9 protein-coding genes and 1 pseudogene are annotated in these 12,520 nt (G+C 67.3%); 6 read left to right on the forward strand and 4 right to left on the reverse strand.

What is annotated here, in order from left to right; genetic code table 11:
• Together FHW94_RS23375 and FHW94_RS17000 are read right to left on the reverse strand one after the other, a co-directional pair.
• Positions 1–119 (reverse strand): annotated as a pseudogene (locus FHW94_RS23375) (5-dehydro-4-deoxy-D-glucuronate isomerase); the annotation flags it as partial.
• 198 nt (positions 120–317) lie between these two features.
• Positions 318–1,373 (reverse strand): LacI family DNA-binding transcriptional regulator, encoded by a 1,056-nt coding sequence (locus FHW94_RS17000; RefSeq protein ID WP_168557026.1) that lies wholly within the window; start codon positions 1,371–1,373, stop codon positions 318–320.
• 224 nt (positions 1,374–1,597) lie between these two features.
• On the opposite strand from FHW94_RS17000, the gene FHW94_RS17005 reads away from it, so the two are divergent.
• From FHW94_RS17005 to FHW94_RS17025, 5 genes are all read left to right on the forward strand, one after another.
• Positions 1,598–2,404, forward strand: a complete 807-nt coding sequence (locus FHW94_RS17005) for a 2-keto-4-pentenoate hydratase (protein ID WP_168557027.1) — start codon at positions 1,598–1,600, stop codon at positions 2,402–2,404.
• A 60-nt stretch (positions 2,405–2,464) separates the two neighbouring features.
• Positions 2,465–3,751, forward strand: coding sequence for an MFS transporter (locus FHW94_RS17010; protein ID WP_168557028.1), 1,287 nt, complete (start codon positions 2,465–2,467; stop codon positions 3,749–3,751).
• Positions 3,748–5,352 carry a family 43 glycosylhydrolase gene (locus tag FHW94_RS17015; RefSeq protein WP_168557029.1) on the forward strand — a complete coding sequence of 535 codons (1,605 nt, stop codon included), beginning with the start codon at positions 3,748–3,750 and terminating at the stop codon, positions 5,350–5,352. The genes FHW94_RS17010 and FHW94_RS17015 overlap by 4 nt, the downstream gene beginning before the upstream one ends.
• Before the next feature lie 81 nt (positions 5,353–5,433).
• Positions 5,434–9,222, forward strand: a complete 3,789-nt coding sequence (locus FHW94_RS17020; RefSeq protein WP_246866246.1) for a LamG-like jellyroll fold domain-containing protein — start codon at positions 5,434–5,436, stop codon at positions 9,220–9,222.
• The gene (locus FHW94_RS17025; RefSeq protein ID WP_168557031.1) at positions 9,219–9,881 is read left to right on the forward strand and encodes a LamG domain-containing protein; all 663 of its coding nucleotides are present in this window, start codon (positions 9,219–9,221) and stop codon (positions 9,879–9,881) included. The genes FHW94_RS17020 and FHW94_RS17025 overlap by 4 nt, the downstream gene beginning before the upstream one ends.
• On the opposite strand, the gene FHW94_RS17030 is transcribed toward FHW94_RS17025, so the two are convergent.
• Complete coding sequence (locus FHW94_RS17030; RefSeq protein ID WP_349237542.1) at positions 9,878–10,435, reverse strand: DUF3237 domain-containing protein; 558 nt, start codon at positions 10,433–10,435, stop codon at positions 9,878–9,880. The genes FHW94_RS17025 and FHW94_RS17030 overlap by 4 nt on opposite strands.
• A 55-nt stretch (positions 10,436–10,490) precedes the next feature.
• Between FHW94_RS17030 and FHW94_RS17035 the strand changes: the two genes are divergently transcribed.
• Positions 10,491–11,828, forward strand: a complete 1,338-nt coding sequence (locus FHW94_RS17035; protein ID WP_246866220.1) for a glycerate kinase — start codon at positions 10,491–10,493, stop codon at positions 11,826–11,828.
• Here FHW94_RS17035 and FHW94_RS17040 read toward each other — a convergent pair.
• Positions 11,825–12,433, reverse strand: a complete 609-nt coding sequence (locus tag FHW94_RS17040) for a TetR/AcrR family transcriptional regulator (RefSeq protein ID WP_168557033.1) — start codon at positions 12,431–12,433, stop codon at positions 11,825–11,827. The two genes, FHW94_RS17035 and FHW94_RS17040, sit on opposite strands and share 4 nt — an antisense overlap.
• Between the last annotated feature and the right edge of the window lie 87 nt (positions 12,434–12,520).

Raw genomic sequence — 12,520 nt, forward strand, 5'->3', positions numbered from 1 at the left:
TTGAGGTTCACTTCGCCCGCCACGAACATGCCCGATACCAGGTAGCGATCGCGCAGCGCTTCGTTCGATACCCCCTCCATCATGTCCGGATGCGTGGCGTGATAGGTCTTGGCAAACATGGCGCACTCTCCCTCGTCGCTCTTGAGGGCTTGGTATCGAGTTTGGGTAACCGGTGTCAATGACGTTTTGGCCACCCCGGTTTTTGATCGGGACCGCGCCGGTCCATCGCGCGCGCGGATTGGGCGGCGGCGAATCGCTACCATCCTCCACGCTGTGTCTGACGCCGAGATGGTGATTCCCCGCGTTTTCTATACCGGTCAGGATTTCAGCGGCGGATGGTCTGACGAAGCGGTTTGATCCGGCACCCGCGCCACGGCCGATGCTCGCCGCACCAGGTCTGACGGGAAGAACGACGGCTCGCGCGCGGCGGTTTCGGGGCGGGTCAGCTTGAGCGCGGCGGTGCGGGCCATGGCGCGGATCGGCCAGCGCACGGTGGTGAGCGGGGGCCAGATGTGCGCGGCAATGGCGGTATCGTCAAAGCCGATGATCGACAGGTCCTGCGGCACGGTCAGGCCGCGCGCGCAGGCGGCGTGCAGGACGCCGGCCGCCATCTCGTCGTTGCTGGCGAAGATCGCGGTGGGCGGCGTCTTGCCGTCGAGCAGCGCGTCGCCGGCGGCCTGGCCCGATTCGAAGCGATAATCCCCACGCGTCAGCAGGGCTGGGTCGATCGTCAGCCCGGCGCGGCCCATGCCGGCGATGAAGCCCAGCTCGCGCTCGCGGGCAGAGCGGAAGCCGTCTGGCCCGGCGACAAAGCCGATCCGGCTATGGCCCAGTTCGGCCAGCCAGGCCACCGCCTCGCTCACTGCCTGCTGGTCGTTCGACGCCACCAGATGGGCTTCGTCGTCCAGCCGGGCCGATCCCATGCGGACCACGGTGCAGCCCAGATCGCGGCACAGCCGGGCCAGTTCGTCGTTTTCGGAAAGCGGAGGGAGCAGCATCACGCCGTAAAGCCGCTGCTGTTCGATGAAGCGGTGGATATCATCGAGCAGGGTGGGCGAGTGGCGATCGACCGGCCGCACCACCAGCGCAAATTCGGTGGCGCGGATCGTGTCGAGAATGCCCTCCTGCACATTGAGCACCATCTGGGCGTTGGGGTTGTCGTGGATCAGCCCGATCAGGAAATTGCGCCGCAAGGCCAGCGCGCGCGCCTGGGGGTTGGGCACGTAATCCAGCTGGGCGATCACCGCTTCCACCTTTTCGCGGGTGGCCTGGTTGAGCAGGGGTGACTTGTTGATCACCCGGCTGACGGTCTTTTTCGACACCCCGGAAAGGCGCGCCACATCGTTGATCGTGGGTTTTGGCGCTTTGGCCATGCGGTGTCCTTCTTGCCTCTCGTCGCGTCCAGATTTCTGGCCCCGATTTTCAGACTTGCCTTCGTCAGCGGTAAAAGGCAATATGACACCGGTTACCATGCCGCAAGGCGCATGCTGCCCCGTTCACCGCGGGGCGCGGCAAATCATGTTCAACGGCGTTGTATCGGGTTTTGACACCGGTTTCCAGGCCAGTGCCTTGTCCGATCCGCTTGAGGTAAGCTGGGATGGGTTTGACGGAACAGGCAAAGTCTGAGGCGCGCGCCGTGGCCGAAGCATTCGTGGCGGCGCGGCGCGAGAAACGCGCGTTATCATCCTATCCGGGGCAGGCGCCGGCCGATCTGGTCGGTGCCTATGCCATCCAGGATGCCGCGCTGGCGATCGACGGCCGCGCGGTTGCGGGATGGAAAGTGGGGCGGATCAACCCGCCCGACGATGCCCGTCTGGCCAGCAACCGCCTGGCCGGGCCGATCTTTGCCGATAGCGTGGTGATCCCGGGCTTTGGCCAGGTGCCCGGCATGCCGGTGTTTGCGCAAGGCTTTGCTGCGGCAGAGGCAGAATTCCTGCTGCATGTGGCGCCGGGCTGGGACGGGACGGTGCCGGGCGATGATGGCGCCACGCGTGCGCTGCTCGATGCTGTGCATATCGGTATAGAGGTCGCCAGTTCGCCTTACCCGGGGATCAACGACGATGGTCCGCCGGTCACCGTCTCGGACTATGGCAACAACTATGGCTTGGTCGTGGGGGCAGCCCTTTCCGGATGGCAAGAGATTGATTTTGCGTCTATCTCGGTAACGCTGTCGATCGACGGTGCCCCTGTCGGCACGGCCACGACGGCCACGATGCTCGATGGCCCGTTGGGCGCGGTGCGCTTTCTGCTGGGCAACCTGGCGGCGCGCGGCATCGATGCGACGCGCGGCCTTTGGGTATCCACCGGCGCGGTCACCGGGGTGCATTCGGTAGAGCCGGGGCAACAGGTCCGCGCGGCCTTTGCCGGGTACGGCAGCGTCGCCTGCACGATCGTGGCCGCCTAAGGCCGCTAGGCAAGCATGACCGGCAGGGTAACAAGCCCGCCGCTTTCGGGAGTTGAAGCAATGAAAGCGCAGATCGGGGAAGGCATCCCGGCCACGGCAAATGTGGGTCGCACGCGCTGGGTGGTGGTGGCCCTGCTGTTTGCCGCCACGGCGATCAACTATATCGACCGGCAGATGATCGGCGTGCTCAAGCCCACGCTGGCGGCCGATTTCCATTGGTCGGAATCCGATTTCGCGGCGATCGTGTTCTGGTTCCAGGTGGCCTATGCCATCGGCTATCTCTCGTTCGGCAAAGTGGTCGATGCGCTGGGCGCACGGCTGGGCTATACCATTGCCATCGTCATCTGGACGGTGAGCCATATCGCCCATGGCTTTGCCACCGGCTTGGTCTCCTTCGCCCTGGCCCGCTTTGGCCTGGGGCTGGGCGAATCCGGCAATTTCCCCGCCGGCATCCGCGCGGTGACCGACTGGTTCCCCCAGCGTGAACGCGCCTTTGCCATCGGGGTGTTCAACGCCGGGGCCAATGTCGGCGCGATCATCACGCCCTTGCTCGTGCCGTTGCTGGTGCTGTGGTTCGATTGGCGCATGGCGTTCTTCGTCACCGGCCTGTTCGGCATTGCCTGGGTCGTGGCGTGGTGGCTGCTCTATCGCCATCCCACGCAGCATGGCCGCGTCAGCGCCGCCGAACTGGCCTGGATTCGCCAGGATCCGGCCGACCCGGTTACCCCGATCGGCTGGGCACGGCTGCTCACCGTGCGCGAAACCTGGGCCTATGCCCTGGGCAAGTTCCTCATCGACCCGATCTGGTGGTTCTTCCTGTTCTGGCTGCCGGGCTATCTGTTCACGCGCTACAACCTCGATCTCAAGAGTTTCGGCCTGCCGCTGGCAGCGATCTACCTGATTTCGGACTTGGGCAGCATTGCCGGCGGCTGGCTGTCGTCGCGCCTGATCAAGGCCGGGCGCTCGCCCAATGTCGCGCGCAAGGTGACCATGCTGATCTGCGCGGTCTGCGTCCTGCCGATCTGGTTCGTGCAGGGGGTGGACAGCATGTGGTGGGCCGTCTTGATCATCGGCCTCGCCACGGCTGCGCACCAGGCCTTTTCCGCCAATCTCTACACGCTGCCTTCCGACATGTTTCCGCGCGGCGCGGTGGGTTCGGTGGTGGGCATCGGCGGCACGGTGGGGGCCTTTGGCGGCATGGGCATGGCGCTGTTTGCCGGCTATATCCTCGATGCCACGCACAGTTACGAAGTGCTCTTTGCCATCTGCGCCAGCGCCTATCTGGTGGCGCTTGCGGTGGTCCACCTGCTCAGCCCGCGCCTGGCACCGGTGCGGATCGCGGCATGAGCGGCACCGTCGACCGGCGCGGCGCGCTGGCCGGCGCGGTGGGTCTGGCGGGGCTTTCCAGCCTGCCGGCCCGTGCCGCGCCACCAGTGCCCTTGGCGCCAGTGCCCCACGCCCCGCGCGGGTTCGATGGCCAGCGCCTGGCCGATCTGGGCAACGGCACCTATCGCAATCCTGTCATGGCCGGCGATCATCCCGATCCGTCGATCCTGAAGGACGGCGCCGACTATTACATGACCTTCTCCACGTTCGATTCCTATCCGGGGCTGGTTATCTGGCATTCGCAGGACCTGCTCAACTGGCAGCCGATCACCGCCGCGCTCACCCAGAATGTCGGCGCGGTCTGGGCGCCGGACCTGTGCCGCCACAACGGGCGCTACTTCATCTATTTTCCCGCCAAGGCCAGCCCCAACGCCAACTATGTGATCTGGGCAGACCGGATCGAGGGGCCGTGGAGCGCGCCGATTGACCTGGGCCTGCCCGATCATATCGATCCCGGCCATGCCGTGGGCGAGGATGGCTCGCGCTACCTGTTCCTGTCGGGCGGAGATCGCGTGGCGCTTGCCGCCGATGGCCTGTCCACGATGGGCAAGGTAGAGCACGTCTATGATCCCTGGCACTACCCCGAGGATTGGGATGTGGAAGGGTTTTCGCCCGAAGGCCCCAAGATCGTGGCGCACGGCGGTTGGTTCTATTTGATCACCGCCGTGGGCGGCACCGCCGGCCCGCCCACCGGGCACATGGTCATCGCGGCGCGATCGCGCTCCATCCACGGGCCGTGGGAAAACTGCCCGCACAACCCGATCGTGCGCACGCAAAGCCGGGACGAGGCCTGGTGGTCGCGCGGGCATGCCACCGTGTTCGAAGGGCCGGGCGGGGATTGGTGGTCGGTCTATCACGGGTTCGAGCGCGACTATTGGACGCTGGGGCGCCAGACGCTGCTCGATCCAGTGGAATGGACCGCCGATGGCTGGTTCCGCATGAAAGGCGGCGATCTAGCCGCGCCGCTGCCAGCGCCGCGTGGCGGGCGCAAGGCCGGGCCACATGGCCTGCCCTTGTCCGACGATTTCGCCACGCTCGAACTGGGCCGCCGCTGGAATTTCTTCAAGCCCGCGCGGGACGAAGCCAGCCGTGCGCGCGTCTCCAACCATTGCCTGCACCTGGCGGCACGTGGCACCGCGCCTGCCGATTCCGCCCCGCTGCTGCTCATCGCCGGGGACCGGGCCTATGAGTTCGAGTGCGCGATCGAGATCGATCCCGAAACCACCGCCGGCCTGGTGCTGTTCTATGACCAGGCGCTCTATTGCGGGCTGGGGTTCGATACCAGGCGTTTCGTGACGCACCAATATGGGATGGAGCGCGGCCGCCCGGCCAATCCATACGGGCCGGCGATGCGCTTGCGCGTGCGCAACGATCGGCACATCGTGTCTTTCCACACCAGCGGCGATGGCGGGCAGACCTGGCGCCGCTTTGACCGTGGGATGGAAGTGTCGGGTTATCACCACAACGTGCGCGGCGGCTTCCTGATGTTGCGTCCCGGCCTTTATGCGGCGGGCAAGGGGGAAGCGCGGTTCCGCGATTTCCGCTTTCGCGCGCTGGGTTAGCTCGCCATCTTCGTCACCCCGGGTGACGGTGAAAAAATGAACAGAGATTTGCCTGGGAGAAATGCCGTGCCCCATCCGCTTTTGCGTGGCGCCTCGCTGCTGGCTCTGATCTGCGCCGCCACGGCCGCGCGCGCCACGCCGGCCGATGGCCTGCTGTTCCACGCCCCGCTGGATACGGGCTTCACGGCGACGCAAGCCGGCGGCGATGCCGTGCCCAATTTCCAGAGCGACGTGGCCATCGTGCCCGATGGGGCCGCCGGTGGGGCCGGGCGCTGGGGCGATGGCGGCTATGTCGCGTGGAATGCGCCGGGCAACATGCTGGCGCAGCGGGGCACGCTGTCGTTCTTCTGGCGCAGCCACACCCCGGTGGGCGAGGCGCCGTTCGTGATCTTTCGCGCCGGGGCGGCCGATCATTCCAGCTGGGACATGGCGTTCCTGCGCATCGACTGGAACGGCCACGGCTTTGACGCTTTCGTCACCGACGCCAACCTCTCGCGCGTGCGGGTCAGCTGGACGATCCCGACGCCGCCCGCGCCCGATGCCTGGCACCACCTGGCTTTCGCCTGGGACGAGACGCGCGGCGTCACGCTGTTCTGGGACGGGCGCGAAGTGGCGCGCAAGGCGCAGGCTGCCAATCTCGACATGGGGCTCGACCAGTTCGGCCTGGCTGGCCGGGTCATGGCGCCGCACCAGGTGCAGAGCCGCTACAACTTCATGCGCGGGTCAGACCTGGATGACATTCGCGTCTATGGCCACATGCTGGACGGCGCTGGCGTAGCGGCACTTGCCGCGCACCAGGACCCGGCACCGCAGCCCGTGGCGCCCGATCGTGCCGCCTGGCTGCACCGCTTCGGCTGGGACAGCATGGCCCCGCCGCTGCTCACCGATCCGGTCACCACGGTGCGCAAGGTGGAATTTGCCGACGCCAAGGACCTCAAGGAATGGATGTGGAAAGGGGTGGACGGCATCGCCGAAACCACCTGGCCCGGCGTCTACAATCGCTCTCGCCTGCCGGGTCGCGACGACTATTTCGAACTGCCCGATTGGAACGTCTATGTCGAAGGGGGCAAGGCCTATAGCCTGACCGTGCCGGTGGCCGAGCGGTTCAACCGCGTGGAGATCCGCGGCGCCGCCTATGGCGCGCTGGAATGGTCGGCCGATGGGCAGGGCGGCTGGCAAAAGCTCGCCACGCGCCCACAAGGGGTGGTGCGCTCGGTCACCCAGGCCGCGCCGCGTACCGGTGGCGTGCTGCGCTTCACCAATGTGATCCAGGAACAGCCGATCCAGGAAATCTGGGCCTACGACATGCATGCTGGCCCCGTGCCGGCCGGCACGTTCCAGTTGCGCTATACCGTGCGCAGTGCTGCGCCCACCGATCTGGGCGCGCTGGCGGGCCTCAATGCTTTCATCGCCGGTCGCTACCCGGCGGCGGAGCGCGCCACGGTGGTGGCGCTGCCCACCGACGGGGTGCGCGCGGCGGTAGGCGCGGGAAGCGCGGCGGGCAGCGACACGGCAGCGCGCGACGAGGGCGCGGCGCGGCTGCCGCTGGTGCATGTGCTGATCCCGTCGAACTTTGGCGATGCCCCGGCGGGCCGGCCACTGGCGCGGGCGTGGAACTATGGCTGGGAAAACAGCCACGACGGGCTGGATGGCGTGGCGCTCGATCTGCCCGCTCTCCATGCCACGCCTGATGCCAAGGGGCTAATTGCGCTGAACATCCGCGTGAAAGACCCGATCTGGCCGGGGCGTGATATGATCGACGTGCAAGTCTCGGTGCGGCCGGGCGAGGCGCGCACGCTGTGGCTCGATCTGCGCGACCGCATCCTGACGGGCGACAGCCTCTACCTGACGGTGGCGTCCGCCGCGCCCGATTTCGGGCCGGCATCGCTCGATGGCATGGGCGTGCGGCTGGTGTTCAAGGACCGCGCGGCCGCGCTCAAGGAGCATGTGGCCGACCGCTTCAACCAGGTGAAAGACAACTGGGCCTTCCTGGTGGAGGAACACACCGCCTCGAAACGCGCGGGGCTCTATCGCCGGCTTTATGGCGACATTACCGACCTGTTGCGCGTGGACCCGGACAATCTTGAGGCGCGGCGCTATTGGGCCGATATCGGCTATTCGCAGGACCAGTTGCCGCCCTTCGTGCAGCCGCAAGCGCCGCAGGGCATGCCGCTCTGGGCCTTTCGCCAGTTGGAAGATCTCAAGCTGGCGCGCCAGTTCGTCAACTGGTGGATCGACAACCGCCAGGTGCCTTATGGCGATTTCGGCGGCGGCATTTCCGACGATACCGACCTGACGCAGCAATGGCCGGGTATGGCGCTGATGGGCGTGGACCCGGACAAGATCAACGCCTCGCTGCGCGCATTGTCCGATGCGGTCTACAAGAACGGCATGATCGTCGATGGCTTGAGCTACATCACCAGCGACGAACTGCACGTTTACGAAGAAGGCATCAATTCCGACGCCGAGCGGCTCTACCTCAATTGGGGCGAGCCCAAGGCGGTGGAGCGGATGATGGCCACGGTCAAGGCGCTGGGCAGTGTGATCCGCACCAATCCGGCCGGGCATATGCACATTTCCTCAAGCTGGTATGGCGGGCGGAAAATCTATCGCGACGAGCCGTGGGCCTGGCAGAAGCCCTATGGCTTCGTGATCATGCATACGCCGGTCCTGCTGGGGCTGTACAATGCCGATCCCACCGCGCGGGGCCTGGTAACGGGGCTGGTCGACGGGCTGCTGGCCCATGGCAAGCAGGGCGCCGATGGGCTGTGGCGCTTTCCCAACGACATCAGCTGGAACAGCGATGCCGAGCGGGCCGGGGACGGCGGCGGGGCCAGCCTGCCGATGCAATCGGCCTGGGCTGCCTGGCGCTTTACCGGCGATGACAAGTACCTGCGCCCCGTGCTGGGCCGGCTGGGAACTGGCAATTTTGCCGCGCTGGGCGAGCTTAACGAAAATGCGCTGACCGTGCTGGGCAAGCGCGGCGACTGGGCCGATGTGCTGCGCAAGGGGGCGGAAAACGGGAACGACGTGGCCCGGTTCGAAGCGTGGAACAGCACCGGCAACCGCGCCTGGCTGGAAGCGCTGAATGCCGCCGGCATCGCCGACAAGACGCAGCACATGTATATGATCACGCAGGGCCACTGGTGGACCGACCGGGTGGAAGCGTCCAACGACCTGCTCCAGCGCGAACGGCTGGGCGGCATTGCCTTGAAACGCAACCAGACCTGGCCGGGCAATGCCGTGAGCTGGCGCTTTGCCGACCCGGAAGCCGCGCTCAAGGTGGCGATCCTGGTGCGCGATGCGACACCCGAGGGCTTTACCGTCATCGCCCACAACACGAGCCGTCAGGAACAGCGCGTCGAGATGGGCACCTGGAACGTGGTGGCCGGCACCTGGACGATGATGCAGGGCCTCGCGCCGGATGACGGCGACGCGGCGCGCGAGCCATTGGAAAAGCGCAGCGTGGAAATGGAACGTGGCGGTTCCATTCCTGTTGCCTTCGCACCGGGGCAGACCACGGTGATGACCTTCCGCCTGACGCAGCGCGCGACGGTGCAGCCCGAGCATCGGCCGGACCTGGGCATTGGCGCCGACGACGTGACGCGCAAGGGAAGCTGGCTCACCGTGCGGGTGCACAGCCTGGGCAGCGTGGCGGCGCCGGCGGGTACGCTGACGCTGGAAACCGCAGACGGACACGTGCTGGCCCGCGCGGCAGTGCCGCCGCTGCCGGCGCCCACCGACCTGACTCCGCGCACCGCCACGGTCACGCTGGCGATTCCGGCTGGCGCGCCGCAGGGCCTGCACGTGCGGGTTTCGAGCGGCGTGGCCGAAGTGACCCAGCGCAACAACGTGGTGGTGCTGCCATGATCGCGCGCGCGGTGCTGGCGCTGGCTTTGCTGTTGCCCGGCTGCGCCAGCGCGCGGCAGGAAGTATGGCGGTTCGACAGTCTCGCCCGCATCGGCCACATGGCGCCGCAAGTGCAGGGCCATCCCAGGGTCGAAGGCAAGGCCATGGTGTTTGACGGGCAGGTCGATGCCCTGATCCTGCCGCGCCACCCGCTGGCCGGCGCCGCGCGGTTCACCGCCGAGGCGGTGTTTCGGCCCGATGGCGGCGCGTTCGAGCAGCGTTGGCTGCACCTGGCCAGCAACGACACGCCCGGCCGCCCGACGGGCGAAACCCGCATGCTGTTCGAAATCCGCGTGGTCGGCCAATCGTGGTATCTCGACACTTTCGTGAAGGGCGCCGGTTACAGCCAGGTCTTGGCCGATCCCGCGCGGCTGCACCCGATCGGTCGCTGGTATCACGTGGCGCAGACGTTCGACGGAACCACCTATCGCAGCTATGTCAACGGCGTGCAGGAGGGAGAGGCCCGCGTGGCCTTTGCGCCGCAACAACCGGGCAGCACCAGCGTGGCAATGCGGCGCAACGGGGTGAACCATTTCCATGGCGCCATCGCCATGGCGCGGTTCACCGATGAAGCCCTGTCGCCGCGCGATTTCCTGTCGCTGCCGCGCGGCGGGCGTTAACGCACCACGTAGAAATCGATCTGCACATGGTCGGGCCGGCGAATGCCGCGCGCCACGAAGACCGCGCGGTTCATCCAGTCCAGCGGGCCGGCCCGCGCGGCCAGGCGCGGCGTGGTGCGAAAGTAATAGGCATCGGGTGGCACATCCTGCCCTTGCGCGATGCGCTCGGTCACGTCGGGGCTGGCCACGCGCACGCCCGGATTGGCCACGTCCACCACCGTGCCATCGGCGGCTTGAAGGAAGTAGCGTGCTTCCACCTGGGTCAAGCCGCCAGGAAGGATGGTTTGCCAGTCACCACCGCCGGCCAGGACGCGCCCCTTGAACAAAGGGCCATCCACCGTGCCGCCGGTGATCGCGATGAACCGCTTGCGCCCGCTGGCGACTTCGCCTTGTTCCACCGGCGGGGCCAGCGTTACCGTTGCCGTGAAGGCATATTCCAGCGTGGGCGCGGGTGCGGCGGGTGCAGCCATGGCGGCACCGGACCCGGCAGCGCCGGCCGCCGCGGCCAACAGCAGGGCAGCAGCCGCCAATTGCCGGCGCAGCGTGTTCTTCACTTGGCTTCTCTCCCAATTTCCGGTGCGCCTGGCGGCGATCCGATCCTTTTGGACCATGGCCCGGATTGCCTGGGCCGACAAGCACTGCCATCCCCAGGGCATGACCGTTTCCCCTCCGATCGACGATGCCCGCGCCCGTTTCCTGCTGCGGGCGATCCATGATGCGGCGATTGCCGCCAGCCAGCCGGCGCGGTTGATGCGCGGGCATGTGCCGCCTGCGCCGGCCGGGCGCTGCGTGGTGATCGGTGCGGGCAAGGCCAGCGCGGCCATGGCCAGCGCGCTTGATGCGGCGCTGCTGGAACGCTGGGGGCCGGGCGTGCCTGTGTCCGGCGTGGTGGCCACCCGCCACGGGCACGGTGCGGGCCTGCCATCCGGCCGCATCGCCGTGGTGGAAGCGGGCCATCCCGTGCCCGACCAGCACAGCCTTGCTGCCGCCCAGGCCATCGTGGCGGCGCTGCACGGCCTGACCGCGGACGACCTGGTGATCGCGTTGATTTCGGGCGGGGGATCGGCCTGCATGGAATGGCCGGTGGATGGGCTGGACCTGGCCGGGTTGCAGGCGCTGACCCGCGCCATGCTGGAATCGGGTGCCGGCATTGCCGAAATCAACACCGTGCGCCGGCACCTGTCGCGCGTGAAAGGCGGGCGGCTGGCCGCGCTGGCCACGCCGGCGCGCGTGCTGACGCTGGTGATCAGCGATGTGCCGGGCGATGATCCGGCGGCGGTCGCATCCGGCCCGACGCTGGCCGATGGTACCACCCCAGCCGATGCGCTGGCGATCATCGCCCGCTATCGCCTGCCCGTGCCCGCACCCGTGCTGGCCGCGTTGCGCCAGGCCGGACCGGTGGTGGCGGGAGCGGGTGAAACGCGCGTGATCGCTTCACCCCGCCGGGCGCTGGAAGCCGCCGTGGCGCAAGCCCGCGCGCTCGGGCTCAATCCCCTTGTGCTGGGCGACACGCTGGAAGGCGAAGCGCGCGAACTGGGCCGGGCCATGGCCGGCATTGCCCGATCGGCGCAGGCCTGGGGCGATCCGGTGCGCGCGCCTGCGGTGATCCTGTCGGGCGGGGAAACCACGGTAACGCTGGTGGGCGGCCCGATCGGCCGGGGTGGGCGCAATTGCGAATTCGCGCTGGCCCTGGCGCTCGCGCTCGATGGCCTTCCGGGTGTCTGGGCGCTGGCCGCCGACAGCGACGGGATCGACGGCAGCGAGGATGCCGCCGGCGCGTTCGTCGCGCCCGATACCTTGGCCCGCGCTCGCGCCGCCGGCCTTGGCGCGGGGGAGGCATTGGCGGGGCATGACAGCTACAGCTTCTTCGCCGCGCTCGGCGATCTGCTGATCACCGGCCCCACGCATACCAATGTCAACGATATCCGCCTGGTGCTGGTGACTTAGCTGGCATCGGCGGCGGCCAGATAAGCCCGCAGGAATGCGTCGATCGCTTCTTCGATAGCGGCATCGATCGCAAATTCGATCGGGGCGCCGAACAGCAGCGGTTCCACCATCCCGGCTTCGAGCAGCCCTTTGAGATGGGCCGAGGCGACACGCGGATCGCACGGGCGCAGCGTGCCGCGTTCGACCAGCCCGCGCATATAGTCTTCCACCGCCAGCATGCCCCGGCGCGGGCCCAGTTCATAGAGTTCGGCGCCCAGCCCGCTGTTGGTCCCTTCGGCAATCGCGGTGCGCGTGATCGCCAGGGCATCGGCCGATGTCACCAGCGCGAGATAGGCATGGCCAAAGCGCACGAGCACGGTGCGCAGGTCGGGCTCGGCCGGATTGAGCAGATCGAGCAGGCCTTGCGCCTGTTCTTCCATCGCCGCGATCATGGCCGCGGCAAACAGCGCCTCTTTCGATTTGAAGTAGCTGTAGAGCGTGGCTTTCGAGCCGCCGACCCGGGCCGAGATCATCGCCATCGAGGCACGTTCGTACCCCACCTCGCGGAACAGGTCCTTGGCAATGTCCAAGATGGCCTCTCGCCGGGCATCGGATTTCACCCGCATGCATTTTCTCCTTATCTGAACCCGACTGTACACTTTTTCATTGACGACGCAACAGTCCGGCAATACTGAACCGTTCAGTACGGTTAT

Origin of the sequence: Novosphingobium sp. SG720 (assembly GCF_012275365.1) — a bacterium.
GTDB classification, from domain to species: Bacteria; Pseudomonadota; Alphaproteobacteria; order Sphingomonadales; family Sphingomonadaceae; genus Novosphingobium; species Novosphingobium rhizosphaerae.